The sequence below is a fragment of the Agrobacterium tumefaciens genome, from assembly GCF_005221385.1.
Classification (GTDB): Bacteria; Pseudomonadota; Alphaproteobacteria; order Rhizobiales; family Rhizobiaceae; genus Agrobacterium; species Agrobacterium tomkonis.
Window position 1 is genome coordinate 400,606 of record NZ_CP039903.1, and the last position, 26,156, is coordinate 426,761.

The following is a 26,156-nucleotide window of genomic DNA, read 5'->3' on the forward strand; positions in this document are numbered from 1 at the left end:
AAGCGGGCGGCCAAAACCGCCCGCATCAGTCTTCCTGAAAGCCCAACCTAGCCAGCGGCAAGCACCTTGCCGGGGTTCATGATGCCGGCCGGGTCAAAGGCGTGCTTGATGCGCCGCATCAGGTCCATTTCGATGCCGGGCCGAATGGCGGCCAACTCGTCGCGTTTCAGCTGGCCAATGCCATGTTCGGCGGAAATGGAGCCGCCGAGCGTCAGCACGATACCATGGACGATCTCGTTCATGTCTCGCCAGCGACCAAGAAATTCGGCCTTGTCGGCACCAACAGGCTGGGAAATATTGTAGTGGATGTTGCCATCGCCAAGATGGCCGAAGGCGCAGACGCGGGCGCCGGGAATAGCGGCAATCACCGCCTTTTCCGCGGTCGCCATGAATTCCGGAATTTTCGAGACCGGAACGGAAACGTCATGCTTGATCGAGCCACCTTCCGGCTTTTGCGCATCCGACATGCTTTCACGCATGTGCCACAGCGCCTGTCGCTGGGCTTCTGACGCCGCGATCACCGCATCCTGAACGAACCCTGCCTCAAAACCGCGCTCCAGCAGCGATTGCATCATCGTCTCGGCTGTCTCCGCCGAATCGGAGGTGGAGATATCGATGAGCGCGTACCAGTCATGGGGCGTTTGCAGCGGGTCGCGCACACCGGGAATATGTTTCGTAGTGAATTCGACGCCGATGTGCGGCATGAGTTCGAAACCGGTCAGCGCCGTACCGCAGAGGTTCGAGGCCATTTCGAACAGCTTCAATGCGTCTTCGGTGGAGCCGAGCCCGGCAAAAGCCACCTGATGGCCGAGCGGCTTCGGGAACAGCTTCAGCACCGCGCCGGTGATGACGCCGAGCGTGCCTTCCGAACCGATGAAGAGATCGCGCAGATCGTAACCCGTATTGTCTTTTTTCAGCCGGCGCAGCCCGTTCCAGATTTCGCCGGTTGGCAGGACGACTTCAAGCCCGAGGCAGAGCTGGCGCATATTGCCATAGGCGAGAACAGCCGTGCCGCCGGCATTGGTGGCGAGATTGCCACCGATGCGGCAGGAGCCTTGCGAGCCGAGCGACAGCGGGAACATCCGTTCCACCGTCTCCGCTGCCTTGTGGATGTCATCGAGAATGCAGCCGGCATCGGCGACGATGACATTGGCGACCGGATCAATATCGCGGATGCGGTTCATGCGCTCCAGCGACAGGATGATGTCGGTGCCTTCCGCCCGGGGTGTCTGGCCGCCGACAAGGCCGGTATTGCCGGTCTGCGGCACGATTGGTGTGCCGGTCTCGCTGGCGAGCTTCAGGATGGCGGCAACTTCTTCGACCGAACCGGGTTTGACGAGCAGCGGCGAGGCGCCGCGATAAAGCCCGCGATTTTCCACCAGACGCAGCGCCATTTCCGCCGGGTCGCGCACCGCATTTTTCTCGCCGACAATGGCGGTGAAGCGGTCGAGGATGTCGGAGGAGGGGATGGCGGTCATGGGTGTCTCGCTGTCTTTTGAAGCATGGGCGAAAAAGGGTTAAGTGCCGTCAGCCTCTCGGTGCGGCGGCGCGGGAAAGGCGGTCGTTGATCGCCTCTCCGAGACCATGTGTGGGAATGGCGGTGATGGCGATGGTGTTCGCGCCGGTCGCATCGGCGGCTTTGAGATAATCGAACAGATTGGCGGCGGCCTCGGCAAGATTGCCGGCGGGGCTGAGATCGAAAACAGCGCGGGCCGCTTCTTCACCCTTAATGGTGACGCTGCCGAAACGGATCAGCGCTTCGTTCGGCAAAACAGATGTGGCGCCGAGGCGCACGGATGCACCGGGCGCATAGTGCGACGCCAGCATCCCGGGCGCTTCAATGGCGGCAGAGGCTTTTTCGGGCCGTTCCAGCCGCAGGCCGGCAATGGTCTCTATGTCCTCGGTGACGATGCCGCCGGGGCGAAGCAGCCGTACGCGACCATCCTCTTCCACCTTGACGATGGTGGATTCGACGCCGACCGAGGCGGCCCCGCCATCGAGAATGAGATTGATCTTCCGGCCGAGATCGGCCTCCACATGGGCGGCACTTGTCGGGCTGATCTTGCCGGAACTATTGGCGCTGGGGGCGGCCAGCGGCCTGTCGAACCGGCGGATCAGATCACCGGCAAAACCCTGCGGCACGCGGATGCCGACCGTATCAAGCCCGGCCGTCGCAAGCGAATGAATGCCGCTTTCCGGTCTCAGCGGCAGAACCAGCGTCAGCGGGCCGGGCCAGAAGGCCTGCGCAAGCTTCAGCGAAATGGGGTCCAAAACCGCATAACGTTCGGCCATGGCAATATCGGCCACATGGCAGATCAACGGATTGAACTGCGGCCGGCCTTTCGTCTCGTAAATGCGGGTGATGGCCGCCGGATTGGTCGCATCGGCGGCAAGGCCGTAGACGGTTTCCGTCGGCAGGGCGATGGGCTGGCCGTCCGCAAGCTCCGCTACGGCGGCCTGCAACGCGGTTTCCCGCTCATTTTCGATGTTGATATGACGCGCCATGATGCTGCCTTTCAGCGCGCTCAATAGCGTATTTCTGGCCGGGATGGAAAGCGCTATCGTTTATATCGCCTTGATGATCCTGCGCATCTCCTCCGAGCGCGCGCCGAGCAGCAGCACATTTTTCAGCGCCACGCGCGGGTCATGGGTCTGGAACAGCAGGCCGCCGCGATGGAAGGAGGTATCGACTGCGAATTCCTTGTCGGGAAGCGCATTGATGGCGACGGCAAAATACATCCGGGAATAACGTGCATCGATATTTTCGAAGAAGTTCTCTTCACCGCTCAGTTCGGCGAAAAAATTCGCGAAATAGAAGGACCACAGCACGTGGCGTTCAGCGTCGAAACTGGTTTTCGCCGCCGTGACATGACAATAGCCGAGATGCGGCCGGTCGTTGAGCAGATGGTGGGAGACCATCTTGGGAAAACGGATAGACTGGTGAAAGGTGTTGAGGCGGCTATGGGTGGCATCGGCGGCGGCCTCGAGCTTGCGCCCGGTCATCGCCGCCACCTCCTCATGGCTGTAATAGACACGCTCCCGCGGCAACCAGCGTTCTTCATAACGGCTGATCCGGCCGGTGCGCAGAAAATCCGAATGCGCGGTCTTCGACCGTATCGGCATGATCGAATGTCTGGCCGCATCGAAATAACGTATGCGTGTCGCCTTCTCCACCAGGAACGCCCTCGTTGCTGTCGATGCGGCAAGATAATTTAGTTCGCGTTAATACTCCGTTGCGTCGCACCCCCTGTTTTCTGATGGGTGGAGAGGCAATCGCGCAATATGATGCGTCATATTGCGACGTGGTTTTGTTCACCAAGTAGCTGCCGGATTTCGCAGCGGAATGGGCTATGGCAGGCATTTGCTGATGTCGCAATTTGTCGCCAATGCGGAAGCCGATGTCGCTGTCTGTGCTGCTGCAAATGACCGCCGGTGTTTAGATGTGATCATGCTTCCGCAGCCCGGTAAATGGTGCCGGGCAGGGCGGTTTGATCGAGGATTTGGCCATGGAATTGCGTGATACCGTATTGCGCCAGCTGAAGAACCGCCGCGAGGGCTTCAGCCTGGAACAGCCCTTCTACACGGACCAGGATTATTTCAAGCTGGATATGGAAACCATCTGGTATCGCGACTGGCTGTTTGTCGGCCATGATTGCGAAGTGCCCAAATCCGGCAATTATTTCACCGTGCAGGTCGGTTCCTATTCCGTCGTCATCGTCCGTGGACGCGACGGCGAGATCCGCGCCCTTCACAATTCCTGTCGCCATCGTGGTTCCCGCGTCTGCTCCGCCCATAAGGGCCAGTCCGCCCGTCTCGTCTGTCCCTATCACCAGTGGACCTACGATCTGGATGGCAAGCTCCTGTTCGCGCGTCATATGGGCGAGGAGTTCGACAAGGCGGAATTCGGCCTGAAGCCGGTCGCCTGCCAGACAGTTGCCGGTTACGTCTTCATCTGCCTTGCCGACCAGCCGGCGGATTTTGCGCCCATGCGGGCCGAAGTCGAAAGCTACATGGCCCCGCACCGCATCTGGGAAGCCAAGGTCGCGCATGAAAGCACGATCATCGAAAAGGGCAACTGGAAGCTGGTCTGGGAAAACAACCGCGAGTGCTACCATTGCGCCGCCAACCACCCGGAACTTTGCCGCACTTACCCCGAAAACCCGAGTGTGACGGGAACGGATGGCGGCGCCAGCGATCCCGAGATCGGCGGTCACTGGGCGCGCTGCGAGGCCGCCGGCCTGCCGAGCCGTTTCAAGATGGATCCGCAGGGCCAGTTCCGCGTCGCCCGCATGCCGCTGATCGGCGAGGCGGAAAGCTACACCATGTCGGGCAAACGCGCCGTGCGCCGGCCGCTGTCCGAGGATGTCAGCATCAGCCATATCGGCGCGTTGCTGCTGTTCCATTATCCGACGACCTGGAACCACTTCCTCGGCGACCACACCATTTCCTTCCGGGTGCTGCCGCTCAATGCCAATGAGACCATGGTCACCACCAAATGGCTGGTGCACAAGGACGCGGTGGAAGGCGTCGACTACGATCTGGAAGACCTGACCCACGTCTGGAACGAAACCAACGATCAGGACCGCCGCATCGTCGAGGAAAACGCCTTCGGCATCCGGTCGCCTGCTTACCAGCCTGGGCCTTATTCCATGGAAGACGAGGGCGGTGTGATGCAGTTCGTCAACTGGTATTCCGATTTCATGATCGACCGGCTTTCCGGCGACAAGGCCCGGCTTTCGGCAGTAGCGTAACGCGAAGATGAATATGGTTGTGACCTACAAGCACATAGACGAGATGAAGCCGTGGAGCGACAAGCTCCAGCTGCTGGAGTGCATTTCGGTGACGCCCGAAACACAGGATGTCATGACATTCCTGTTCCGCTCCGAAGATCAGAACTGGTTCCGGTATCTGCCGGGTCAGTTCGTCACGCTGGAACTGCCGGTGGGCAAGGAGCCGCTCTATCGCACCTACACACTGTCCTCCAGCCCGTCACGGCCCTATGCGCTTTCGGTCACGGTCAAGGCGCAGGCCAACAGCATCGGCACGCGCTGGATGTTCGATAATCTGAGGCCCGGCATGAAAATCCGGGCGCTCGGCCCGCTCGGTGATTTCTCCTATGTGCGCCACCCCGGTGACAAATATCTGTTCATCTCGGCAGGCTCCGGCGTCACGCCGATGATGTCGATGGTGCGCGACATGAGCGACCGTGCTCCGCAGAGCGACATCGCCTTCATCAACTGCTCGCGCTCGCCGTCCGATATCGTCTTCCGCCACGAGCTTGAATATCTCGCCCGCTTCATGCCGAAGCTGTCGCTCGGTTTCATCGTCGAGAACTGCGGCCGCACCGATCTCTGGTCCGGCCTGAAGGGCATGGTCGACAAGGCCAAGATCGCGCTTCTATCTCCTGACTTCATGGAGCGCACCGTATTCTGCTGCGGGCCGGAGCCCTTCATGGCCGCCGTCCGCTCCATGCTCGACGCGTCCGGCTTCGACATGAGCCGTTACCATCAGGAAAGCTTCTCGCCCGCAGCCCCGGTCACGGTCGGCGAGAGCGTTCTCACCGATGTGGACGGTGAAGCGCTGTCGATGGTGGGCTTCACGCTTTCCGGAAAAGAGATGGCCTGCCAGCCCGGCCAGACGGTTCTGATGACGGCGCGCGCCGCCGGCGTACGCATCGGCGCGGCCTGCGAATCGGGTATCTGCGGCACCTGCCGGGTGCTGAAGCTGTCCGGCGAGGTGGAGATGAACCACAATGGCGGCATTCTCGATGACGAGATCGAGGAAGGTTATATTCTCGCCTGCTGTTCACGGCCCTTGACCGATGTGAAGGTGGAAGCCTGACGCCAATAGCGTGTCATCTTCCCTATCCTTCACCGGATGGTTGTCATGGAACCAAATTTCCCTAAACTCGTTTGCACGTCATCGAATTCTTTTCGGGTGTTCCATGGGGCTGACCCTTACCTCCGATGAGAGCGAGCGGTTAAAGGGCGCGGTTTAACGCGCCAGAGCAAACGGAGGAAGACCATGATGAATTTCCGGACAACGAGCGTCGCCACGGCGATTGTCGTTTTCCTCACCAGCTTCACGCCGTCGCAGGCCTTCCAGGCGCCTGTGCCGATGCCGAAGCCGGCGATATCCGCCGACAATAATGTCGTGCCGGTGCAGTACCGCGAATGGGACCGCCGAAACGACCGCAGGTATGGGGACCGCATGTATCGCCCCCGCCCGCCGCGTGACGGATATTACAACGGCCACCGCGGCTATCGCGATCGCCGCCCGGGCTATCGTTATCATAACGGTTACTGGTTCCCGCTGGCAGCCTTTGCGGCCGGTGCGATCATCGGCGGCGCCATGCAGCAGCCGCGTCCGACCTATGGCGGCAGCCATGTCTCCTGGTGTCAGAACCGCTGGCGGTCCTACCGCGCTTACGACAATAGCTACCAGCCGAACAGCGGTCCGCGCCGCATATGCGTATCGCCGTACAGCCGCTGACAGGATTTTCGAAAGCCCGGATTTTTATCCGGGCTTTTGTTTTCCGGCTGCCGGATCGGGTAACCGAAGCGTGAATGGAGCGTTAATGCTGGGTTCAGGCGAAAACGCCTAGCCTGCAACCAGTAATGTTCCAGCCAGACCGAAAAACTGGCCGAATGAGAAGAAAAAAGTGCTATTATTCACGGAAAGCGGCCTGTTGACCGTCGTGAATGGAGGAAGTCAGATGAGAAACTATATGAAGAATATCTTGGCTGTCGGTCTTTCTGCGATCGTGGTTGCAGGAGCGATCGTTCCCGCAGAAGCAGCAATGCCGTTGCCGATGGCGCCGAAAAGCGTCGAGGCCACAGGCAGCGACGCCGGCAATATCGTGAATGTGCAATATTGGCGCGATCGTGGTGGTCGCGGCGATTGGGGTGACCGTCGCGGCTGGTATGGCGGCCATCGCGGTTATCGCGATTATCGCCCGGGCTATCGTCACCATGACGGTTACTGGTTCCCGCTCGCAGCCTTTGCGACGGGCGCGATCATCGGCGGCGCTCTTTCGCAGCCGCGTGAAGTCTACCGTCCGGTGCCGGAATATCGTCCGCGCCCGGTCTATCGCGAATACCGCCCGGTCCGCCGTGGCGGCATGAGCCAGGCGCACGTGAACTGGTGCTATGGCCGTTATCGTTCCTACGATGCCTATAGCAACACGTTCCAGCCTTACCACGGCCCGCGCCAGCCCTGCTATTCGCCTTACAGCTGATAGAATGCCAGGCTAAAATTGACAGAGCCGTCCGGTCATCACCGGGCGGCTTTTTTATTACAGGATCCGTGCCCGTTTGAGCACGAACCAGGCAAGCACGACGGAAATCACGATAAAGACGCCGGCCGACAACGTGCCGCCGGTGCCAACTGTAAACGGCAACTCATCCGTATTCATGCCGAAAAAGCCTGTCACCAGCGATGGCGGCAGCAGGAAGGCCGTCATCAGCGACAGGATGTAAAGGTGCCGGTTGGTTTCGGACGAAAGTTTGGAATCGATTTCTTCGTGCAGCAGCCTTGCGCGTTCCTGCAGGGCATAGACGTCGTGATCCACAGCTTCGAGGCGACCCATCAGGCGTGAGGCGACATCTTCGAAACCGTCAGGCATTTCGTCCTCATCGGCGGCCGAAGCGCGTCGCATCAGGGTCAGCACGGTGCGCAGATGCCGGTGCAGACGAACCACCGTGCGGCGCAGCGGGGCGAGCCGCCGCCGCTCATCGCGGTTCTCGCTGTCATAGACCATGTCCTCGATGGCGTTCAGTTCCTCCGTCGTCTCCATCACCAGATTGATGAGCGAGCGCTGGAATTCCGCCACCAGCCCCTCGAAGACATGAGATGGGGTGAGGTAGCGGCTGGAATTCTTGTCGACCGCCGCTTTCAGCCGGTCCACCGAATGCAGCGGCTGCAGGCGGGTGGTGATGATGAAACGATCGCTCACCGCAAAATGCAGCCAGCCGAAATCGCGCGTTTCCTTGTCGAACTCCCGCTGGAAATCGACCAATGTGCCATAGAGCGATTTTTCATCGACCACGATGGAAGGGTGCGTCTCATGGGTGGTGAGGCTTGCCCGCGCCGCTGGATCGAGACCGTCGATGGTTTCGAGAAAAGCCGCCACCCGCTGGTCGGCGAGATTGAGATGCAGCCAGAAGAAACCTTCGCACTCGGCCACTTCGTGAAAGCGCGCATCGGGCGCCAGCCGGCGGCACGGCGCTGTGCCGGGGTGGAACTGATAGGCCCAGACAAGGCCGGGAATATTGGGCGTTACGAGATCCATCGTGGCAGTCCTGACCGGCTGGATGGGAGGAGGGAAGGCGTCCGTCGTTCTGGTGTGGGAGCGGCAGTGGCGGCACGGCGCCTTTCAGCGCATGCTGAGCAAATTCATATGACAGTTTTATAACAATCCCGCTGAAATGACGGGAATTTTCAAATTGACGTTTACGTAAAAATCATTTAGCCCGAAGGCAGTAGCAGGATACAAAAGCTTCGGGAGGAGGCAGCATGTATAGCGCGCCGGTGGATGATATCGCCTTTACACTCAAACATGTAGCGGGTCTTGAAGACGCGCTGGCAAAGGGTGTGCTGGGCGATCTCGGTGAAGATCTGGTGGATGCCATTCTCCAGGAGGCCGGCCGGTTCGCCACCGCCGAGGTCGCGCCGCTTGCCGAAATCGGCGACCGCCAGGGCGCGAAGCTTGCCGATGGCAAGGTCACGACGCCGGATGGCTGGGCCGATCTTTACCGCCGCTGGGCCGAAGCCGGCTGGAACAGCCTGACGGCGCCTGAGGAGTTTGGCGGCCAGAACCTGCCGCATATGCTGAATGTCGCAGCACTCGAAATGTGGAACTCCGGCTCCATGGCCTTTGCGCTGGCGCCCACGCTCACCATGGGCGCGGTGGAAGCCATCGTCACCCACGGCAGCAACGACCTGAAACGCACCTATCTTCCCAAGCTCGTCTCCGGTGAATGGACCGGCACGATGAACCTCACCGAACCGCATGCGGGTTCGGACCTTGGCGTGTTGAAGACTAAGGCCGAGCGCAATGGCGACGGCACCTATCGCATCTTCGGGCAGAAGATTTTCATCACCTGGGGCGAACACGACGCGGCTGATAATATCATCCACCTCGTTCTCGCCCGCCTGCCGGATGCACCGGCCGGCACGCGCGGCATCTCACTGTTCCTCGTGCCCAAATTCCTGCCGGACGAAAACGGCGCGCCGGGCAGCCGCAACGATCTTTTCTGCCATTCACTGGAACACAAGCTCGGCATTCACGGCTCGCCCACCTGCACGATGATCTTCGGCGACGGCAAATTCGGGGAAGAGAAGGGCGCTCTCGGCTGGTTGATCGGTGAGGAGAACAAGGGCCTCGCCTGCATGTTCACGATGATGAACAATGCCCGCCTTGCCGTCGGCATGCAGGGCGTGGCGATCTGCGAGGCGGCGACCCAGAAGGCAATCGAATACGCGAAGGAGCGCACGCAGGGCAAGGCGCCCGGCTGGCAGGGCTCCGGCATGAGCCCGATCATCGAACATCCTGACATCGCCAGAACGCTGCTGACGATGAAGGCGCTGACGCAGGGGTCGCGGGCGATTTCCTTCAGCTGCGCCCATGCCATAGACATGGCGCATGCGAGCGAAGACGGGCCGCAGCGTTCTCACTGGCAGGAGCGCGCTGCTCTGCTCACCCCGATCGCCAAGTCCTTCTCCACCGATGCCGGTGTGGATGTCGCCTCCATGGGCATTCAGGTGCATGGCGGCATGGGTTTCATCGAGGAGACGGGGGCTGCGCGTTATCTGCGTGATGCCCGCATCGCCCCGATCTACGAAGGCACCAACGGCATTCAGGCCATCGATCTGGTGTTGCGCAAGCTGCCGCTCTCCGAGGGCGCGCAGGTGCGCGGTTTCATCGCCGAACTGCGTGAGATCGCCGCCCGGACAGCCGCTTCGAACCGTGACGATCTCGGCGAGACGGCTCGCTATCTCGAAGCCAGCCTCAACGATCTGGAAACGACGACCGAATGGTTGCTGGACCGCATCAAGGCGGGCGAAACCGAAACCGCACTCGCCGGCGCGACGCCCTATCAGCGCCTCTTCGGTCTGGCGCTCACCGGCGCCTATCTTGCCAAGGGTGCATTGGTTTCCGTCGATGATGGCAGGGGCGCACATCGCGCCGCACTTTGCCGTTTTGCGGCGGAAAACCTGCTGGCGGAAACGGCGGCGCTGAAGGATCGCGTTATCGGTGGCGCGGCAAGCCTTGCCGCCGCCCGCACCGTATTGGCTTGAGGAGCTGCAGATGTCGGATGAACATATTCTTGTCGAACGGGTCGGCCATGCGCCTGAGGTGCTGACCATCCGTTTCAACCGGCCGGAAAAGAAAAACGCCATCACCGATGCCATGTATCTGCGCATGGCCGAAGCTCTGCACGCCGCCAATGCCGACCCGGAAATTCGTGTGGTCGCGTTTCTCGGCACGGAAGGCTGCTTCTCCGCCGGCAACGACATGGCCGATTTCCTTGCCTTCGCCATGTCGGGCGCAAAGGGTAAGCTTGCGGTGCTCGATCTTCTGAAGGCGCTGGCGACATTCGAAAAACCGCTGGTTTCGGGCGTTGATGGGCTGGCCATCGGCATCGGCACGACGCTGAACCTGCATTGTGATCTGACAGTTGCTTCCAATCGCAGCCTGTTCAAGACGCCATTCGTGGATCTGGCGCTGGTGCCGGAGGCCGCCTCCAGCCTGCTTGCGCCAAAACTCATCGGCCACCAGCGCGCCTTTGCGCTGCTTGCCATGGGCGAGGGCTTTTCCGCCGAACAGGCGTTGCAGGCCGGGATGATCTGGAAAGTCGTTTCCCCTGAACATGTGGAAACTGAAACGCTGGCGCTCGCGACGCGGCTCGCCTCCAAGCCGCAACAGGCGTTGAAGATCGCCCGCGATCTGGTTCGTGGCAAGCCGGAAGATGTGCTGGCCCGCATCGACGAAGAAGCCCGCCATTTCATCGCGCAATTGCAAAGTGCCGAAGCCCGCGCCGCCTTCGAGGCATTCATGCGCCGCTGAGTGCGGGAATCGGGAAGCCCGCCGCTTGTTTCTTCTCCCCGCCGGGGAGAAGTCCGCGGCAGCGGGATGAGGGAGCAAGCTCCCCGTAAATCTCTACCGTCGCCCCTTCATCCGACCCTTCGGGCCACCTTCTCCCCGGCGGGGAGAAGAAATGGGTGGCATCGTGGAATTTGGAAGCCTCTGTGCTTTTGAATACGGATTATATATCGTCCACCAAACCGGTCCGGCAAAAACGGATCGCACAAACTCTCCGTCCGAAGGCCACCCGCATGCGTCACCTCGTTTTCGCCCTGTCCGTCTTTCTCTCCGCCGCAACTGTTGCGGAGGCAGCAGCGATCACACGCTTGCCGGTTTCGAGCAGCAACGTCATTCTGGTGCAGTCAAGCGATGACGACAGCCCGGACTATAATTCCGGCAACAGCCGCAGCCACCAGCGCCGCGCGCGCTTCGTCTGCGTCATCACCCCGCCGGAAAGCGCCAATCGCCGCCGCCCCTATATCTGCCCGCTGGAACGGGGCCGCGTCGGTGGTTCGTGCCGCTGCTCGGGCGTGGTGGGCAACGGCACGGTCGATACGGCCTGGTAAGAGTCACCCTCGGCCCTCATTCCTGTGACAAGCACAGGAATGAGGGCAGTGGTGATTGCGGGCATATGGGATCGTTGCGTCAGCTTCGTGTGAGCGGCTCTCCGCCCCGATTGCTTATTTCTCCAGAACCGCCACCGCTTCCACATGCGGCGACCACAGGAACTGGTCGACCGGTGTGACGCGGGTGACGCGATAGCCGCCCTCAACCAGAAGCGCGAGATCGCGCGCCAGCGTCAGCGGATTGCAGCTGACAGCAACGATTTTTTTCACCGTGCTGCGGGCCAGTTCCTTGCACTGGACTTCCGCCCCGGCGCGCGGCGGATCGAACACGACGGCATCGTAATTCTTCAATTCGCTGGTCATCAACGGCCGGCGGAAAAGATCGCGTTTTTCGACGCTGACCGGTTTGAGGCCCTGCGTATTGCGGGCAGCGAAATCCAAGGCCTTCAACGCCTTGTCTTCAGCTTCCACCGCATGCACCTTGCCAATGCGCGCCAGTCTGAGCGCAAATGTGCCGGAACCGCAGAACAGGTCGGCAATGCGCTTGGATTTGCCGATATGGGCCAGCACCAGTTCCGCCATGGCGTCCTCCGCCTGCTTCGTCGCCTGCGTGAAACCGCCGGCGGGCGGTGAGACCGGAACGCCGCCGAATTCGATGATCGGTTTTTGCGGTTCGATCAGGATTTCACCTGAAAGCGAGACACGGGCGATGCCGCGCATGGCCAGCACCGTTTCCGTCAGCATCCGCCGCTGCTTGTCGTTGACCGACTTGATACCCTCGACGGAAATATCCAGACCGGAAAGCGTTTCGAGAACGGTCATGCGGAACGGCTCGGCATTCGCCGTCATCGAAAGCCCGATGGCACGGATGGCATCGAGGCGCGAGACAATGCCGGGCGAGGTAACGGGACATTCCTCGATGGCGACGATGTGATGGCTGCTCGCCTGGCTGAAGCCCAGCAGCAGGCCCTTTTCCGTCCTGCGGGCGGCAAACACCGCGCGGCGGCGCTCGCCGGGGCGACAGATGACGAGATCGTCCACATCAGGCGTCAGGCCCTTCGATTTCAGCGCCGAAACCACCAGCTCCCGCTTGAAGGCATGGTAGGGCTGGTCGGCCAGATGCTGCAGCGAACAGCCGCCGCAGGTGCCGTTGACGCCATCAGGACCGAAGTGGCGGCAGGCGGGTTCACGGCGGTCCGCCGAAGCTTCCGCAATCGACATGACCGTGCCGTGGTCCTTCACTTTGGCAATGGCCACCGTCTCGCCGGGCAGGGCGAAAGGCACATAGACCGGGCCGTCGGGACAGTGCGCGATGCCGTCGCCCTGTGCACCAAGGCTCTTGATGGTGACGGTCTGTGTGCTCATGGCTTTTCGCCTCCGAGGAGAAATTCGATATTGCCGTCGCCGCCGGAAATCGGCGAGGGAATAAGCCCGAGGCTTTTCCAGCCCATGTCTTCGACGAGCCAGCGTTCCAGCTCGGCGGCAACTGCGGGCGCGGTTTCCGGCTCCTTCAGAAGCCCGGCCTTGCTGATGGCATCACGCCCCGCCTCGAATTGTGGCTTGACCAGCAGAACCGCCAGAGCACCCGGCGCAGCAAGCTCAAGGGCCGGGGCAAGCGCAAGCTTCAGCGAAATGAAGGACACGTCCGAAACGATGAAACCGATGGGTCGGTCATCGATATCTTCGGTGGTGAGGAACCGCGCATTCAGCCCTTCCAGGCTGGTGACACGCGGATCGTTCTCGATCCTTGGATGGATCTGCCCGTGGCCGACATCGATGGCGACGACATGTTTTGCGCCGCGATGAAGCAGAACCTCGGTGAAACCGCCAGTGGATGCGCCGACATCAAGACACTCAAGGCCTTTCGGATCGAGCTTGAAATAATCAAGCGCGGCCGCAAGTTTGAGGGCAGCGCGCGAGACGTAAGCCTGCGCCGGATCGGTGATCGTGATCTTGACGTTTGCAGCGACGGTCTGGCTCGGTTTGGTGACGATTTTACCGTTCACGCTCACGGTGCCGCGCGAAACCGCGTCGCGCGCACGCGAGCGGCTGGCAAAGTGGCCGAGCGACACAAGAAGCTGGTCAAGCCGTTCATTTTCAGATGTTTTGGACATGGTCCCGTTCAATGACCGTCAAACCCCGCCGATGCAAGTGAATTATCGCTGAAATGGCCCTGAATGCCGCTGTCGTCGGTCATGTTTGTGTTGCACCGCAAAGTCAGAATGTTCGATTAATCCAATATAAAGGCTTGTATTGCACTTTGTGCCCAAGGCCCGTGCGGCCACCGGAACCTGCCATGACGGCATCTCCTCCTATCCACAAAATTGCGACCGTTGCAGCGCAGACGCTGGCTTCGAGGCATCGGGTCGCCGAGAGAGTTTGCGATGTCGCTGAAAAATCTCCCTATCAACCTGAAGCTCATAGCTACCTTCTGTGCCTTGATGAGCGTGTGCCTGCTCGCCTCCGCGGTCGTATTCTGGCAGACGCTGGGGAGCGAGCGTGTCACAATCGACAACAACCGGACCAAGGATATCATCCAGGCGGTGGACGGCGCGACGGCCGCCATGCTGGAACAGGCCGTCAACCAGCGCGGCTTCCTGCTGTTTCGCAGCGACAGCACCTATAATGACGTTTTCGCCCAGCGCGACATCATGCTGAAGAAGCTGGACGAAGCCCGCACACTTGCAGCCGGCCAGCCGGATGTCCTGAATTCCATCGATGACATGCAGAAATCCGCCACCGTATTCTTCAAGGAACTGGCGGAACCGCAGATCGCTGCCCGCAAGACCACGGAAGCGCCGATTTCCGAAATCATCGAGATCGGCCGCAATCAGGCCAAGGGCCAGCTTGACGGCTTCCGCGCCTCTGCCGCCAAGATCAAGGAACAGCTGAACGGCCTGTCCACGGCCTATGCCGCTGAACAGCAGGCAGCAGCACTGAACCTGAAATATGCGCTTCTGGGTGGCGGCGCCGTCGCCGGTCTTCTGGCCGTTGCCCTCATCTGGGCACTGTCACGCTCGATCGTCACGCCGATCGTCGGCATGACGGCGGCAATGAGCCGGCTTGCCGATGGCGATCTGGAGACGGAAGTTCCGGCCACGGATCGTGGAGACGAAGTCGGCAAGATGGCGAAGGCCGTTCTGGTCTTCAAGGAAGCCGGGCTGGAAAAATCCCGCCTCGCCGGTGAGACAGATCGCATGCGTTCCGCGACGGAGACTGAACGCCGCCGCAACGAGGAAGAACGGGCCAAGGACGAAGCCGCCAGCGCCTTTGCCAGCGCCGAGCTTGGCAAGGGCCTTGCCGCTCTCGCGGATGGCGATCTTTCCTATCGCATTGAAACGCCTTTTGCGCCCGCCATTGATCCGGTTCGTGTGAATTTCAACAGCGCCGTCGAAAAGCTCCAGCAGGCCCTGCGCACGGTCGGCGAGAACGCCGCCGCGATCAATGCCGGCGCCTCGGAAATGCTGTCGGCTGCCGACGACCTGTCGCGCCGCACCGAACAGCAGGCTGCCTCCATCGAAGAAACCGCTGCCGCACTGGAAGAAGTCACCACCACCGTGCGTGACAGTGCGCGCGGCGCGGAAGATGCCGGCAATCTGGTCCAGCGTGCCCGCACCGGCGCGGAAAAATCAGGCACCGTGGTCCGCAAGGCGGTCGCCGCCATGCGCGAGATCGAAAAATCCTCGGGTGAAATCGGCAACATCATCGGCGTCATCGATGATATTGCCTTCCAGACCAACCTGCTGGCGCTGAATGCCGGCGTTGAGGCCGCTCGCGCCGGTGATGCCGGCAAGGGATTTGCGGTCGTCGCACAGGAAGTCCGCGAACTCGCCCAGCGTTCTGCCAATGCCGCCAAGGAAATCAAGACGCTGATCAGCGCTTCCAGCCGGCAGGTGGAAAATGGTGTGAGCCTCGTCGACGAGACCGGCAAGGCGCTGGAACTCATCGTTTCGGAAGTCGAAGAGATCAACGCCCATGTCAGCGCCATCGTCGTCGCGTCGCGCGAACAGGCGACCGGCCTGCAGGAAATCAACACGGCCGTAAACACCATGGACCAGGGCACGCAGCAGAATGCCGCCATGGTGGAACAGCAGACCGCCGCCAGCCATTCGCTCGCCCGCGAAGCGGAAGCGCTGAACAGCCTGCTCGGCCAGTTCCGGGTGGGCGGCGCACGCGCTGCCGTTGCGAGTGCCGGTGGATATTCTGCACCGCGCCAGTCTTCGGCCAAGCCTGCCTTCCAGCCGGCACCTGCCGCACCGGTCCGCAAGGCTCCGGTAAAATCGGCCTCCGCAACGGCAAGGCCTGTGGCCTCACCGGCCCGGGCGCTGGGCCAGAGCCTCGCCCGCGCCTTCGGCGGCGCTGCCGAAGCACCTGCCGCGAAGGACCAGGACTGGACAGAGTTCTGAGCCGGATTTTCCGGATTGGATGCAAAAATCGGGGGCCGTGAGGCCCCCTTTTTGCATTTGCTTTTCAGATGAGATCGGCAGTGTGCAATCGGTAAAGCCAGACGCTGATCTGCCTACGTGCCCTGTAGCCTGAACATCCGCTGGAAAAACACCTCGTCGGACAGGCGGTGAAGCAGGGCGGCAATAGCGGCGGTTGCTGCGATGGCGAAAACAAGCCGTCCGACCAGAACGCCGTAAACATCGGCCCCGAGCGACATCACCACAAGAGTGTCTTCGATCACGCTGTGAGCAAAACCCATGAATACGCAGGACAGAAAGACCTGACGCAGCGAGATCGCCCCGGATTGCGCTTCGCGAATGAGAAAACCTGCTCCGTAGGAAATCCCCAGAAACAACCCGATGGCGGTGAGATGTTCGGCCTCGCCGCGAATGCCGGCAAGCCGCAGCAGGGGCGAAAGCGCCTTCATCATCAGTGCCAGAAGCCCGGTCAGTCTGAGGATTTCGAGGCCGAGTGACAGCACAAGAAGGATGACGAACATCCAGATCATGGTTTTACCGAGACCCAGGAAATACTCCGCCCACTCCGGCGTGGCGCTCATGGCAATCCAGGCGGGGTTCACCGGCGCAGACAACCACCCCGTCGCTTCCAGAACCTGATGCAGAACAAAGGCGTAGAGCAATCCTCCCCCGATACGCAGCGCCGTGGTGACGAGCATGCCGGGCCCTGCCTTTTCGATGATCTTCTGCTCGATGGGCAGGCCGTGCGCGAAAAGGATAAGCGCCGAAAAGACCGTGATGTCCGCGACACTGAGCGAAGATGCGGGAACAAGCGTGAAGATAAGCGGAACGGCGCCCCAAATGCCGACGAGCATCGCTGTCAACCAGGCGAGACCAAGCTCCGGCGGCAGTCCTACGAGGTTCATGACAGGCGCGAAGGCCGGCGCCACAGCCTCGATCGCACCCATTCTCGACAAAAGCTCGGTGAGGATGGCAATCGGAACGGTGATCCGCACCAGTACCCAGTAGATATCAAGCGTTTCCCGGGTTTTCTGCCAGATGGTGACGAAAATGGGCATGTGAGGCTCCTCGAAGGTTGTCCCCATCCACTAGGCTGAACCCATTCGCATTTGTGGTCAAAGATTGCATCTTTGTGCAATTTTATTGCAAATATGTTTGCGGGAGATATGCTGCCGGCATGGATCGGATCGACCGGAAACTTCTCAACCTCTTGCAGGGCGATGCGTCGCGCACCAATGTAGATATGGCCGATGAGGTTGGGCTGTCTCCTTCCAGCTGCCTGCGCCGCCTACAAAGATTGCGCAAATCGGGCGTGATCGACCGCATCGTCGCGATCCTCAATCCCGCAAAGGCCGGGCGTGTGATCAAGGCTCTTGTGACGGTGGAGCTGAAACTGCATGGCGAGCAGCATATGCGCCGCTTTCTGGATGTTGCCAGTGCCGAAGAGGCCGTGTCGCACGCCTATGCCGTGACAGGCGCAAGCGATGTCGTGCTGATGCTGCGCCTGCGCGACATGGAAGAATTCGACGCCCTGTGCGACAGGCTGTTCCGTGACCAGCACAATGTCGCACGCTTTTTCACCATGGTCGTCATCAAGACGGCGAAAGAGGAGACGGCCATTCGGCTTTGACAAGAGGTCACTGCTTTTTTGGGAGGGTAACAACTGCATGGCAGCGCGCGTAACGTTAAAACTATTGGATGGGGCCTACGGCGTGGCCAGGCTTCACGCGGACGCAGCCATTCCTGCATGGGCCGATGGCGGCGGGTTTGTCAGCATCAGCCGGACTGATGACGAACTTTCTGTCGTCTGCCGACAGGAGCGTATCCCGCAGGATGCGCAGGTGGATACCGGTTGGGCTTGTTTCAAATTTCAGGGTCCATTTGCCTTTGATGAGACGGGTATCGTCCTGTCAGTGATTGAACCCTTATCGGCCAATGAAATAGGAATATTCGTGGTCTCGACGTTTGACGGAGACCACCTGCTGGTGAAGTCGAAAGATATTGGGAAAGCATCCCATCTTCTGACAAATGCGGGGCATTCGCTCGTTTAGGCGGTGTCGAGATCTTCGAACGGGCCTCGCCTCTCATCCCGTCAGATGTGATCCACCCGTATGGGATGCCAGACGGAGATATCCCGTGGGGCCTCCAGAAGCTCGGGCAGGGCATCATGCCATGCCTGACGATAGGGGCGGTGAATCTGGACATCGATGACGTCCTGATGGTCGCTCCAGGTCTCGTGCAGCAGGAAGCGGTTGTCGTTTTCGCCATCCCGATGCAGGGTGGCGTTCACGAAGGTCTTTTCGTGCCGCATGGCGTCGAGCAGCGCATTCAGCAATTCGAGAAAGCGCTCGCGCTGGCCGTCACGGACCTGGAAGCCGATGAGATAGGTGGTGTGCACGGGTCTTACTCCTTTGTGCCTGGCATCAGGGCGGCGCGGGTTGCCGCATCGGCGGGGTAGAAACATTCCAGCACCAGTTCGGACAGCGTGACATCGGTCGCGGTTCCGAAAACCGTGGTGGTGGAAATGAAGCTCAGAACGGCGCCCGATGCCGGATCGCGCAGTTGCAATGGTATGGCCAGCGGGTCGGCTCCGGCAGCATGGGGCGAAGCCTTCGGTGCGGGATAGGCCGAAAGCTCCGCATGCAAGCGGCAAAGCGCCTCGTCTCCCGTTTCCTCGACCTGACGGCGCAGACGCTCCAGCAGGTGATGCCGCCATTCGGCGAGGTTGACGATGCGGGAACTCAAGCCCTCCGGATGCAGGCTCAGCCTCAAGGCGTTAAGCGGCGGGCGAAGCAGCTCTTCGGAAACACCGGCCAGAAGCGATGTGATCGCATCATTGGCGAGAATGACGTTCCAGTGCCGGTCGACGGCAAGCGCGGGGAAGGGCATGTGGCCCTGCACCACGGTTTCGACGGCCTGCCGGGCCGCGGCCATGTCGGGTGCGTCGAGCGACCGTTCGGAATGAACAGGCGCATAACCCGCCGCCAGCATCAGCCGGTTGGTGGCACGGGCGGGCATGGAAAGCTGCTCCGCCAGCCTCGCCAGCATTTCGCGGCTGGGCGAGGATCGCCCGCTTTCCACGAAGCTCAAATGACGTGCCGATATCTCGGCATCGGATGCCAGATCAAGCTGGCTCAATCTGCGGCGCGCGCGCCATTCCTTCAGCACCTGGCCGACATGGTCTCGATGATGTGTCATGCCCCGTAGCCTAGCAGAAGATATCGGCAATGCGATTACCTCTGAGGTAATTGTCCCGCGTCACAGCCCCCGGCATGCTCTGGCCGTCAACCAGAAGGAGCACAATCATGACGCAGCATCTCGCAATCGCCGAAACCTATCTCACGCTCTGGAACGAAGAGGACGATGAACGCCGCAAGCACCTTTTAGGCAAGGCTTGGGCCGAAACGGCACGCTACATCGATCCTTTGATGCAGGGCGAAGGGCGACAGGGGATCGCCGCAATGATCGAGGCGGCGCGGCAGAAATTTCCGGGATATCGCTTCGTTCTTGCCGGCACCCCGGATGGCCACGGCAACTTCACCCGTTTTTCATGGCGTCTCGTTTCGCCTGATGGAGACGATGTAGCGGGCGGCACCGATGTCGTCAGCCGCGATGCCGATGGGCGAATTGAAAATGTCGTCGGCTTTCTCGACGGTGCCGCAACGTAAGGCGGATGACAGGCGGCGGGTTAGCCCGCCTTCTGTCCCCGGACGTGTGTCTAGCCCGCAAATCCCACATCGGCCTGACGCTGGCCAAGCGCATGGAACACGGTGGACACGATGCCGGCCCGGTCGAGGCCGGCATTGGCATACATGGTCTCGGGCTTCGCCTGCTCCACCCACTGGTCGGGCAGGGTCAGCGTCCGGACCTTCGGACCGTGGTCGAGCAGGCCGGCGCTCGCCATGAAATGCAGAACATGTGCGCCAAAGCCACCGACGGAGCCTTCTTCAATCGTCACCAGAACCTCGTGGTGCGCTGCAAGCTGGCGGATGAGATCGAGATCGAGCGGCTTGGCGAAGCGCGCATCGGCAACCGTGGTGGAAAGGCCGGCCGCATCGAGGTCTTCGGCGGCCGCAAGGCATTCCGCCAGCCGCGTGCCGAAGGAGAGCAGCGCAACCTTGGTGCCCTCCTTGATGATGCGGCCCTTGCCGATCTGAAGAATCTCACCACGTGCGGGCATCTCGACGCCCACGCCTTCGCCGCGCGGGTAACGGAAGGAAATCGGGCCTTCATCATAGGCCGCTGCCGTGCGCACCATATGTTTCAGCTCAGCTTCATCCGAGGCCGCCATCACCACCATGCCGGGCAGGGTGGCGAGGAACGTCGTATCGAAGGAGCCGGCATGGGTCGGTCCATCCGCGCCGACAAACCCGGCGCGGTCGATGGGGAAACGCACGGGCAGGCTCTGGATCGCCACATCATGCACCAGCTGGTCGTAACCACGTTGCAGGAAGGTGGAATAAAGCGCGCAGAACGGCTTGTAACCATCAGCCGCAAGCCCGGCCGCGAAGGTGACGGCGTGCTGTTCGGCAATGCCGACATCGAAGGTGCGGGACGGGAAAAGCTCGGCCATCTTGTCGAGGCCCGTGCCGTTCGGCATGGCGGCGGTGACCCCGATGATCTTGTCGTCGAGGGTGGCTTCCTGGATCAACGCTTCGGCGAAGACACTGGTATAGCTCGGCGCATTCGGCTTGGCTTTCGCCTGCGCGCCGGTGATGACGTCGAACTTGTTGACGCCGTGATATTTGTCGGCTGCGGCTTCTGCCGGCGCATAACCCTTGCCTTTCTGCGTCACCACATGGATGAGGACAGGGCCTTTCTGGTTGTCGCGCACATTGCGCAGCACCGGCAGCAGGTGATCGAAGGAATGACCGTCGATCGGGCCGATATGGTAGAAGCCAAGCTCCTCGAACAGCGTGCCGCCGGTCACGTAACCGCGCGCATGGGTCACGGCGCGGGTAATGGCGCGGTCGATGGTCTTGCCGAGATAGGCCGTCAGCTTCTTGCCGAAATCGCGGAAACCCATATAGGTGCGGCCGGAGGCGAGGCGGGCGAGATAGGCGCTCATCGCGCCCGTCGGCGGCGCAATCGACATGTCGTTGTCATTGAGGATGACGATCAGCCGCGCGTCGAGCGCACCGGCATTGTTCAGCGCCTCAAACGCCATGCCGGCAGACATCGAGCCGTCGCCGATAACGGCGATGACCTTGCGGTCGCTGCCATCCAGCCCCGCCGCCACCGCCATGCCGAGGCCTGCGGAAATGGAGGTGGAGGAATGGCCGGCGCCGAAATCGTCATAGTCGCTTTCGGCCCGCCGGGTAAAACCGGAAAGCCCGCCTTCCTGGCGCAGCGTGCGAATGCGCTCGCGCCGGCCGGTGAGGATCTTGTGCGGATAACATTGGTGGCCGACATCGAAGATCAGCCGGTCTTCGGGCGTGTTGAAGACCTTGTGAATGGCAATCGTCAATTCCACCACGCCAAGGCCGGCACCCAGATGGCCACCGGTCTTCGACACTGCGTCAATCATCTCGTCGCGCAGTTCCCGTGCCAGTTCCGGCAGGTCGCGATCGTCGATCTCCTTGAGATCGGAAGGGAAATTCACCCGGTCGAGCAGTGGTGTCTGTGGCATTCCGGTCAATCGTTCGGCCTTTTCTTGTCGTCAGCAGGGCGTGCCAGAGCGGCTTTCATGGTGAAAGCCGACGGTTCAGCCCTGCATGTCGTACACTTCTATAGAATTTCAACCTTCCGGCAAAGGGACAAACTCTTCTTCGTCGCCGGGAACGATGTCGAAGCGTCCGGTTCTCCACTCCTGTTTGGCCTGCTCTATGCGTTCTTTTGATGACGAAACGAAGTTCCACCAGATGTAGCGGCGCTGATTGAGCGCCGCCCCGCCAAAGATCATGATGTGACAGCCATTGCTGCCGGCCTGCAACGTGATGTCGTCGCCGGGCCGGAAGACGAGCAACTGGTCGGCGGCGAAAATATCGCCTGCGACATCCAGCGAACCGGACAGAATATAGATCGCCCGCTCCTCATGATCGGCGGAGAAGGGAAATTTTACCCCCGGCTCCAGCGAAAGATCGACATAAAGCGTATCGGTAAAGGCCGAAACCGGAGAGGTGAGGCCTTCGAACTCGCCGATCACCACGCGGCCGGAAGCGCCCTTGATATCGATCAGCGGCATGTCTTCCTTGGCCGTATGGGCAAAGGCGGGGGCGATTTCTTCCATATGGTCAGGCAGGGCAAGCCAGGTCTGCAGGCCGGACATGGAAAGCGGATGGCCGCGCAGATTTTCCGGCGTGCGTTCCGAATGCACGATGCCGCGCCCGGCCGTCATCAGGTTGATATCGCCGGGGCGGATGACAAGCTCGGTGCCGAGACTGTCGCGATGCTTGATTTCGCCGTCGAACAGATAGGTGACGGTGGAAAGCCCGATATGCGGATGCGGTTTGACGTCCAGCGCCTCACCGGCCTTCAGGATCGCCGGGCCCATGCGATCGAAAAAGATGAAGGGGCCGACGAGACGCCGCTGCCGCGTGGGAAGCGCGCGGCGCACCGCAAAGCCGCCAATATCGCTGGTGCGGGGAATGATGAGGTTCTCGATGGCGTCGCAGGCAAAAGCATCACCCGCGACGGGATCGTTACCGGGAAAAAAGGACATGGCAAGCTCCTCGTATCGTCTGGCGGGAGTTTAGCATAACGGACGGAGAGGGCGAGTATCGGGATGTCGAACGCTGTGTTTGTGCATTGTCACCGGATGCGCGGGAGAGAATTGAACGCGGCTTGACCTACAGCCTCCCTCATTCCTGTGCTTGTCACAGGAATCCAGCCGACGCGCGTCTGCGCGGCGATAAGAGTCTTTTCAGCCCAAGGACTTGGTCTGGCTAGATTCCTGTGACAAGCACAGGAATGAGGAAGGAGAAAATCACTCCCCGTCCAGCGGCTCCACGCCCTGCGGTTTTCCGGCGCGGTCGAGACGGATTTTCTCGATTCGCTTTTCAGCGGCATTCAGCAGCGTCTCGCAGTGCTTTTTCAGGGCCTCGCCGCGCTCATAGATGGCGATTGATTCGTCCAGCGCCACGTCTCCGCGTTCCAGGCGTGCGACAATGCTTTCCAGCTCGGCGACGGCTTTTTCGAAGGAATAACCGCTGACATCGGCTGTGTTGGCATTTTCCGTCATGTTCAACCCTTCATCATTCTCAAAATATGCATGGCTGCCGATTCTGCCAGCCCTTCCAGATCATAACCGCCTTCAAGCAGGCTGACGACCCGGTTCGAGGCGTATTTGTCGGCCATTTCCAGAAGCCGGCCCGTTGCCCAGTCGAAATCCTCACCCACCAGATTGATCTGCGCCAGCGGATCGCGGTGATGCGCGTCGAAACCGGCGGAGATGAGGATGAGATCGGGTGAAAAATCGGCAATCGCCGGCAGCACGCGGGATTTGAACGCCTCGCGGAAATATTCGCTGCCGGTGTTGGGAGAAAGCGGGGCGTTGACGATATTGTTCTTCACGCCGGTTTCGTTTTTATCGCCGCTCCACGGGTAAAGCGGCATCTGGTGGGTGGAACAGAACAGCACTGACGTGTCGTTCCAGAAGATGTCCTGCGTGCCGTTGCCGTGATGCACGTCCCAGTCGATGATGGCGATGCGCTCTGCGCCATGTTTTTTCTGAGCATGACGGGCGGCGATGGCCACATTGTTGAAAAGACAGAAGCCCATGGCCTTTGCGGTTTCCGCATGGTGGCCGGGCGGGCGGGCGGCGACGAAAACATTGTCGGCCGCACCGGTAAACACGTCGTCCACCGCCGCCATGGCTGCGCCGATGCCGGTCAGCGCCGCCTGCAGGCTTTTCGGTGAGGCATAGGTATCCGCCTCGATGCGATTGATCTCGCCATCCTCTTGCGGGATCTGGCGCATGACGGCAAGCAGATGTTCTTCCGGATGCGCCAGCAGGACCGCATCCTCATTCGCCTGCGGCGCTTCTTTGCGTTCCAGCCGCTCGAAATTCGGGTGTTCGAGCGCGATGTTCAGCGACCGTAGACGATCCGGCCGCTCGGGGTGGCCTTCGGGCGTGATATGCTCCAGGAAGATCGGATGTTCGTATAAACGCGTCGCCATTCTTTTCCTCCTGGAGAAAGCTAACTCAGGCGCGCTGCGGCAGAAGCGGATAACCGGCCATCACGGCGCGGCCGGCAAGTGCGGCAAGCACGGCCTTCAGCGCATCGCCCGGAATGAAGGCGAGCGAACCCATGAAGGCCTTTTCGAAACCAAGCCCGACGACGAGCGCCAGATAGGTGATGCCGAAAGCATAAAGCACGACCACGCCGCCAATCAGGCTGGCGATGAAGAAACCGACGCCCTGCGTCAGTGCAGATTGGCCGCGATGCACGAATTTTTCCGAGAGATAACCGGTAACGAAAACCGCTGCGATCCAGCCGATCAGGAAGCCCGTGGTCGGCGTGGTGAAGATCGAAAGGCCGCCGCGTCCGCCTGACAGGACCGGCAGGCCGATAGCGGCAATCAGGATCGTCAGCAGAACCGCGAGTGTGCCGCGTTTCGCGCCCAGCACGACACCGGCCAGCATGACGCCGAGCGACTGCGCGGTGATCGGCACGGGGATGAAGCCGAGCGTGATCGGCGGCAGAAGCCCGAGTGCGATGATAATGGCGGAAAACAGCGAAATCAGCACGAGGTCGCGGGTCGTCATGGCGCTCAAAACTCCGGATGGTTGTCTGGCGCCAAGCTTTGGCCTCTGAAACCGCGCGCGTCAATGGCGTCGGCAATGGCATCGGCATCCTTCAACGTCATAATGACGAGCGGCACGATGATGGTTGTCATGCGCACCGGCAGGCCGCGCGCCCGGTGCGCATCACGCACCGCATGGTAACGGTTGACGATTTCAGGCACGAAGCGCACCACCAGCCCGACTGCGAGCCCTATGTCGGCAGCCTTCACCAGCCCCAGCCTTTCCAGCGGGGCGGCGGCAAGCGTGATTTCGTCCATGAATTGCGAAATGCTGACGGTGATGGTGACGGCGGTGGCGAGAAGCGCGAGCGCCGTCAGCCGCAAAAGATTGACGGTCGCATCATGCGCCGGAAGCAGCAGGTAGCTGAAGGCGGCGACGAGGAGAATGGTCAGCATCACCGGCCGCAGCCGCAGGCCGATCTCCCTGAGGGGCAGCCGCGTAGCGCCCAGAATAAGGGTGGCCAGAACCGTCGCGCATGCGAGAACCAGCAGATCGCGCGTGAGGAACAATGCGATGCTGAAACCCATGAGCGCCAGAAGCTTGATGCGCGGCGAGACGCGGTAGAGCCAGCCGGTGCCTTCGACATGCAGCGATTTCATCGCGATGCCACCTCCAGATAGCGCGCCACCGCTTCTTCGGGGGTAGCGTCGGCGACCAGCGCGCCTTCATGAAAAGCCAGCACCCGGTCGAAGCCTTCAAGCAACGGCAGATCATGGGTAATGACGATGAGCGACTGCGAAAGCGCCGCCATGGTCTTTTCCACGACAGTCCGGTTTTTGAGATCAAGCTGGTTGGTCGGCTCGTCGAGGATGAGGATTTGCGGATCGGTGACGAGAAGGGCGGCCAGCGCCGCAAGTTGCAGCTCACCGCCGGAAAGCTCATGCGCGCGTCTCTCTTCAAGATGAGAAATGCCAAGCCGGGCAAGAACGGCTTTCACCCGGTTTTCAGTTTCAGCCTTGGCGAGACCGAGTCGCTTGAGACCGAAGGCAACATCGTCGCGCACGATCGGCAGGATGATCTGGTTCTGCGGATTCTGGAAGATGAAGCCGACCGCCTGCAAGACCGCCTTGGCGTCGCTCACGGTGTCGAGGCCGTTCACCGAAACCTTGCCTTCGCTTGGCTTGTTCAGCCCGTTGATCAGCCGCGCAAAGGTGGTCTTGCCAGAACCATTGAGGCCGATCACGCCGATGCGACGTTCCGTCAATGTCACAGACAGCGGCTGCAGGGCCTGCCGACCCTCGAAAGCGACACCGGCGGCGTCGAAACGGATTTCCAAACTTACATCCTCGCGCTCGTTTTCCGGTTCTATACCCCGTCATCAACAGAAGTGAAAC

27 protein-coding genes are annotated in these 26,156 nt (G+C 60.9%); 11 read left to right on the forward strand and 16 right to left on the reverse strand.

Going from position 1 to position 26,156, the window contains the following annotated elements; translation table 11 throughout:
• Positions 1 to 47: 47 nt before the first annotated feature.
• The 3 genes from CFBP6623_RS01995 to CFBP6623_RS02005 are packed head-to-tail and all read right to left on the reverse strand — an operon-like array spanning position 48 to position 3,174.
• Positions 48 to 1,478 (reverse strand): FAD-binding oxidoreductase, encoded by a 1,431-nt coding sequence (locus CFBP6623_RS01995; protein WP_046800720.1) that lies wholly within the window; start codon positions 1,476 to 1,478, stop codon positions 48 to 50.
• A 49-nt stretch (positions 1,479 to 1,527) separates the two neighbouring features.
• Positions 1,528 to 2,505, reverse strand: coding sequence for an L-threonylcarbamoyladenylate synthase (locus CFBP6623_RS02000; protein WP_046800753.1), 978 nt, complete (start codon positions 2,503 to 2,505; stop codon positions 1,528 to 1,530).
• Between the two features lie 60 nt (positions 2,506 to 2,565).
• Positions 2,566 to 3,174 (reverse strand): DUF6656 family protein, encoded by a 609-nt coding sequence (locus CFBP6623_RS02005; protein WP_162249027.1) that lies wholly within the window; start codon positions 3,172 to 3,174, stop codon positions 2,566 to 2,568.
• 332 nt (positions 3,175 to 3,506) lie between these two features.
• Here CFBP6623_RS02005 and CFBP6623_RS02010 point away from each other — a divergent pair, with 332 nt between their 5' ends.
• The 4 genes from CFBP6623_RS02010 to CFBP6623_RS02025 all read left to right on the forward strand — a co-directional run bounded on the left by CFBP6623_RS02010 (position 3,507) and on the right by CFBP6623_RS02025 (position 7,237).
• Positions 3,507 to 4,751, forward strand: coding sequence for an aromatic ring-hydroxylating oxygenase subunit alpha (locus CFBP6623_RS02010; RefSeq protein ID WP_046800755.1), 1,245 nt, complete (start codon positions 3,507 to 3,509; stop codon positions 4,749 to 4,751).
• Between the two features lie 7 nt (positions 4,752 to 4,758).
• Complete coding sequence (locus CFBP6623_RS02015; RefSeq protein ID WP_046800721.1) at positions 4,759 to 5,841, forward strand: hybrid-cluster NAD(P)-dependent oxidoreductase; 1,083 nt, start codon at positions 4,759 to 4,761, stop codon at positions 5,839 to 5,841.
• A gap of 183 nt (positions 5,842 to 6,024) precedes the next feature.
• Entirely contained in the window at positions 6,025 to 6,492 is a 468-nt protein-coding gene (locus CFBP6623_RS02020) for a BA14K family protein (protein WP_046800722.1), read from the forward strand.
• Between the two features lie 223 nt (positions 6,493 to 6,715).
• Positions 6,716 to 7,237 carry a BA14K family protein gene (locus tag CFBP6623_RS02025; RefSeq protein WP_046800723.1) on the forward strand — a complete coding sequence of 174 codons (522 nt, stop codon included), beginning with the start codon at positions 6,716 to 6,718 and terminating at the stop codon, positions 7,235 to 7,237.
• Positions 7,238 to 7,294: 57 nt separating this feature from the next.
• Here CFBP6623_RS02025 and CFBP6623_RS02030 read toward each other — a convergent pair whose 3' ends face one another.
• Positions 7,295 to 8,290 (reverse strand): transporter, encoded by a 996-nt coding sequence (locus tag CFBP6623_RS02030; protein ID WP_046798471.1) that lies wholly within the window; start codon positions 8,288 to 8,290, stop codon positions 7,295 to 7,297.
• 224 nt (positions 8,291 to 8,514) lie between these two features.
• Between CFBP6623_RS02030 and CFBP6623_RS02035 the strand changes: the two genes are divergently transcribed.
• The 3 genes from CFBP6623_RS02035 to CFBP6623_RS02045 all read left to right on the forward strand — a co-directional run bounded on the left by CFBP6623_RS02035 (position 8,515) and on the right by CFBP6623_RS02045 (position 11,652).
• Positions 8,515 to 10,299 carry an acyl-CoA dehydrogenase gene (locus tag CFBP6623_RS02035; protein ID WP_046798472.1) on the forward strand — a complete coding sequence of 595 codons (1,785 nt, stop codon included), beginning with the start codon at positions 8,515 to 8,517 and terminating at the stop codon, positions 10,297 to 10,299.
• 10 nt (positions 10,300 to 10,309) lie between these two features.
• Positions 10,310 to 11,068 carry a crotonase/enoyl-CoA hydratase family protein gene (locus CFBP6623_RS02040; RefSeq protein WP_046798473.1) on the forward strand — a complete coding sequence of 253 codons (759 nt, stop codon included), beginning with the start codon at positions 10,310 to 10,312 and terminating at the stop codon, positions 11,066 to 11,068.
• A 269-nt stretch (positions 11,069 to 11,337) separates the two neighbouring features.
• Complete coding sequence (locus CFBP6623_RS02045) at positions 11,338 to 11,652, forward strand: hypothetical protein (protein WP_046798926.1); 315 nt, start codon at positions 11,338 to 11,340, stop codon at positions 11,650 to 11,652.
• Between the two features lie 114 nt (positions 11,653 to 11,766).
• Here CFBP6623_RS02045 and CFBP6623_RS02050 read toward each other — a convergent pair whose 3' ends face one another.
• Both CFBP6623_RS02050 and CFBP6623_RS02055 read right to left on the reverse strand, forming a co-directional pair.
• Positions 11,767 to 13,017 (reverse strand): class I SAM-dependent RNA methyltransferase, encoded by a 1,251-nt coding sequence (locus CFBP6623_RS02050; protein WP_046798474.1) that lies wholly within the window; start codon positions 13,015 to 13,017, stop codon positions 11,767 to 11,769.
• Positions 13,014 to 13,766: a TlyA family RNA methyltransferase gene (locus CFBP6623_RS02055; protein WP_052817386.1), complete on the reverse strand. Its 753-nt coding sequence runs from the start codon at positions 13,764 to 13,766 to the stop codon at positions 13,014 to 13,016. The genes CFBP6623_RS02050 and CFBP6623_RS02055 overlap by 4 nt, the downstream gene beginning before the upstream one ends.
• 270 nt (positions 13,767 to 14,036) lie before the next feature.
• On the opposite strand from CFBP6623_RS02055, the gene CFBP6623_RS02060 reads away from it, so the two are divergent.
• Positions 14,037 to 16,058 (forward strand): methyl-accepting chemotaxis protein, encoded by a 2,022-nt coding sequence (locus tag CFBP6623_RS02060; protein WP_046798476.1) that lies wholly within the window; start codon positions 14,037 to 14,039, stop codon positions 16,056 to 16,058.
• A 113-nt stretch (positions 16,059 to 16,171) separates the two neighbouring features.
• Here the strand turns inward: CFBP6623_RS02060 and CFBP6623_RS02065 are convergent, their stop codons facing one another.
• Complete coding sequence (locus CFBP6623_RS02065; protein ID WP_046798477.1) at positions 16,172 to 17,134, reverse strand: nucleoside recognition domain-containing protein; 963 nt, start codon at positions 17,132 to 17,134, stop codon at positions 16,172 to 16,174.
• Between the two features lie 119 nt (positions 17,135 to 17,253).
• Between CFBP6623_RS02065 and CFBP6623_RS02070 the strand changes: the two genes are divergently transcribed.
• Together CFBP6623_RS02070 and CFBP6623_RS02075 are read left to right on the forward strand one after the other, a co-directional pair.
• Complete coding sequence (locus CFBP6623_RS02070; RefSeq protein WP_046798478.1) at positions 17,254 to 17,706, forward strand: Lrp/AsnC family transcriptional regulator; 453 nt, start codon at positions 17,254 to 17,256, stop codon at positions 17,704 to 17,706.
• 37 nt (positions 17,707 to 17,743) lie between these two features.
• Entirely contained in the window at positions 17,744 to 18,127 is a 384-nt protein-coding gene (locus tag CFBP6623_RS02075; RefSeq protein ID WP_046798479.1) for an ACT domain-containing protein, read from the forward strand.
• Positions 18,128 to 18,168: 41 nt separating this feature from the next.
• Here CFBP6623_RS02075 and CFBP6623_RS02080 read toward each other — a convergent pair whose 3' ends face one another.
• Entirely contained in the window at positions 18,169 to 18,474 is a 306-nt protein-coding gene (locus tag CFBP6623_RS02080) for a putative quinol monooxygenase (RefSeq protein ID WP_046798480.1), read from the reverse strand.
• A gap of 5 nt (positions 18,475 to 18,479) precedes the next feature.
• Positions 18,480 to 19,274 carry a helix-turn-helix domain-containing protein gene (locus CFBP6623_RS02085; RefSeq protein ID WP_046798481.1) on the reverse strand — a complete coding sequence of 265 codons (795 nt, stop codon included), beginning with the start codon at positions 19,272 to 19,274 and terminating at the stop codon, positions 18,480 to 18,482.
• Positions 19,275 to 19,381: 107 nt separating this feature from the next.
• On the opposite strand from CFBP6623_RS02085, the gene CFBP6623_RS02090 reads away from it, so the two are divergent.
• A complete protein-coding gene (locus CFBP6623_RS02090) occupies positions 19,382 to 19,744 on the forward strand; it encodes a nuclear transport factor 2 family protein (RefSeq protein ID WP_046798482.1) in 363 nt (120 codons plus the stop codon).
• Between the two features lie 50 nt (positions 19,745 to 19,794).
• Here the strand turns inward: CFBP6623_RS02090 and dxs are convergent, their stop codons facing one another.
• The 7 genes from dxs to CFBP6623_RS02130 form a co-directional block, all read right to left on the reverse strand.
• On the reverse strand, positions 19,795 to 21,714 hold the full coding sequence (gene dxs / locus CFBP6623_RS02095) for a 1-deoxy-D-xylulose-5-phosphate synthase (protein ID WP_046798483.1): 1,920 nt from the start codon (positions 21,712 to 21,714) through the stop codon (positions 19,795 to 19,797).
• 99 nt (positions 21,715 to 21,813) lie between these two features.
• Complete coding sequence (locus tag CFBP6623_RS02100) at positions 21,814 to 22,737, reverse strand: pirin family protein (protein WP_006309798.1); 924 nt, start codon at positions 22,735 to 22,737, stop codon at positions 21,814 to 21,816.
• A 264-nt stretch (positions 22,738 to 23,001) separates the two neighbouring features.
• A complete protein-coding gene (locus CFBP6623_RS02110) occupies positions 23,002 to 23,256 on the reverse strand; it encodes an exodeoxyribonuclease VII small subunit (protein ID WP_003503059.1) in 255 nt (84 codons plus the stop codon).
• A 2-nt stretch (positions 23,257 to 23,258) separates the two neighbouring features.
• On the reverse strand, positions 23,259 to 24,194 hold the full coding sequence (locus CFBP6623_RS02115; protein WP_080842258.1) for a histone deacetylase family protein: 936 nt from the start codon (positions 24,192 to 24,194) through the stop codon (positions 23,259 to 23,261).
• A 25-nt stretch (positions 24,195 to 24,219) separates the two neighbouring features.
• Entirely contained in the window at positions 24,220 to 24,783 is a 564-nt protein-coding gene (locus tag CFBP6623_RS02120; RefSeq protein WP_046798485.1) for a biotin transporter BioY, read from the reverse strand.
• Positions 24,784 to 24,788: 5 nt separating this feature from the next.
• Positions 24,789 to 25,421 (reverse strand): energy-coupling factor transporter transmembrane component T family protein, encoded by a 633-nt coding sequence (locus CFBP6623_RS02125; RefSeq protein WP_080842257.1) that lies wholly within the window; start codon positions 25,419 to 25,421, stop codon positions 24,789 to 24,791.
• Positions 25,418 to 26,098 carry an energy-coupling factor ABC transporter ATP-binding protein gene (locus CFBP6623_RS02130; protein ID WP_080842256.1) on the reverse strand — a complete coding sequence of 227 codons (681 nt, stop codon included), beginning with the start codon at positions 26,096 to 26,098 and terminating at the stop codon, positions 25,418 to 25,420. The genes CFBP6623_RS02125 and CFBP6623_RS02130 overlap by 4 nt, the downstream gene beginning before the upstream one ends.
• Positions 26,099 to 26,156 lie beyond the last annotated feature (58 nt).

Bases quoted from the DNA above. Each gene is read 5' to 3' on its own strand.
- CFBP6623_RS02110 (WP_003503059.1), bottom strand. From the start codon at position 23,256: ATGACGGAAAATGCCAACACAGCCGATGTCAGCGGTTATTCCTTCGAA.
- CFBP6623_RS01995 (WP_046800720.1), bottom strand. From the start codon at position 1,478: ATGACCGCCATCCCCTCCTCCGACATCCTCGACCGCTTCACCGCCATT.
- CFBP6623_RS02035 (WP_046798472.1), top strand. From the start codon at position 8,515: ATGTATAGCGCGCCGGTGGATGATATCGCCTTTACACTCAAACATGTA.
- CFBP6623_RS02050 (WP_046798474.1), bottom strand. From the start codon at position 13,017: ATGAGCACACAGACCGTCACCATCAAGAGCCTTGGTGCACAGGGCGAC.
- CFBP6623_RS02085 (WP_046798481.1), bottom strand. From the start codon at position 19,274: ATGACACATCATCGAGACCATGTCGGCCAGGTGCTGAAGGAATGGCGC.
- CFBP6623_RS02070 (WP_046798478.1), top strand. From the start codon at position 17,254: ATGGATCGGATCGACCGGAAACTTCTCAACCTCTTGCAGGGCGATGCG.
- CFBP6623_RS02010 (WP_046800755.1), top strand. From the start codon at position 3,507: ATGGAATTGCGTGATACCGTATTGCGCCAGCTGAAGAACCGCCGCGAG.
- CFBP6623_RS02045 (WP_046798926.1), top strand. From the start codon at position 11,338: ATGCGTCACCTCGTTTTCGCCCTGTCCGTCTTTCTCTCCGCCGCAACT.
- CFBP6623_RS02075 (WP_046798479.1), top strand. From the start codon at position 17,744: ATGGCAGCGCGCGTAACGTTAAAACTATTGGATGGGGCCTACGGCGTG.
- CFBP6623_RS02125 (WP_080842257.1), bottom strand. From the start codon at position 25,421: ATGAAATCGCTGCATGTCGAAGGCACCGGCTGGCTCTACCGCGTCTCG.
- CFBP6623_RS02100 (WP_006309798.1), bottom strand. From the start codon at position 22,737: ATGTCCTTTTTTCCCGGTAACGATCCCGTCGCGGGTGATGCTTTTGCC.
- CFBP6623_RS02055 (WP_052817386.1), bottom strand. From the start codon at position 13,766: ATGTCCAAAACATCTGAAAATGAACGGCTTGACCAGCTTCTTGTGTCG.
- CFBP6623_RS02000 (WP_046800753.1), bottom strand. From the start codon at position 2,505: ATGGCGCGTCATATCAACATCGAAAATGAGCGGGAAACCGCGTTGCAG.
- CFBP6623_RS02090 (WP_046798482.1), top strand. From the start codon at position 19,382: ATGACGCAGCATCTCGCAATCGCCGAAACCTATCTCACGCTCTGGAAC.
- CFBP6623_RS02060 (WP_046798476.1), top strand. From the start codon at position 14,037: ATGTCGCTGAAAAATCTCCCTATCAACCTGAAGCTCATAGCTACCTTC.
- CFBP6623_RS02120 (WP_046798485.1), bottom strand. From the start codon at position 24,783: ATGACGACCCGCGACCTCGTGCTGATTTCGCTGTTTTCCGCCATTATC.
- CFBP6623_RS02115 (WP_080842258.1), bottom strand. From the start codon at position 24,194: ATGGCGACGCGTTTATACGAACATCCGATCTTCCTGGAGCATATCACG.
- CFBP6623_RS02040 (WP_046798473.1), top strand. From the start codon at position 10,310: ATGTCGGATGAACATATTCTTGTCGAACGGGTCGGCCATGCGCCTGAG.
- CFBP6623_RS02020 (WP_046800722.1), top strand. From the start codon at position 6,025: ATGATGAATTTCCGGACAACGAGCGTCGCCACGGCGATTGTCGTTTTC.
- CFBP6623_RS02065 (WP_046798477.1), bottom strand. From the start codon at position 17,134: ATGCCCATTTTCGTCACCATCTGGCAGAAAACCCGGGAAACGCTTGAT.
- CFBP6623_RS02025 (WP_046800723.1), top strand. From the start codon at position 6,716: ATGAGAAACTATATGAAGAATATCTTGGCTGTCGGTCTTTCTGCGATC.
- CFBP6623_RS02015 (WP_046800721.1), top strand. From the start codon at position 4,759: ATGAATATGGTTGTGACCTACAAGCACATAGACGAGATGAAGCCGTGG.
- CFBP6623_RS02030 (WP_046798471.1), bottom strand. From the start codon at position 8,290: ATGGATCTCGTAACGCCCAATATTCCCGGCCTTGTCTGGGCCTATCAG.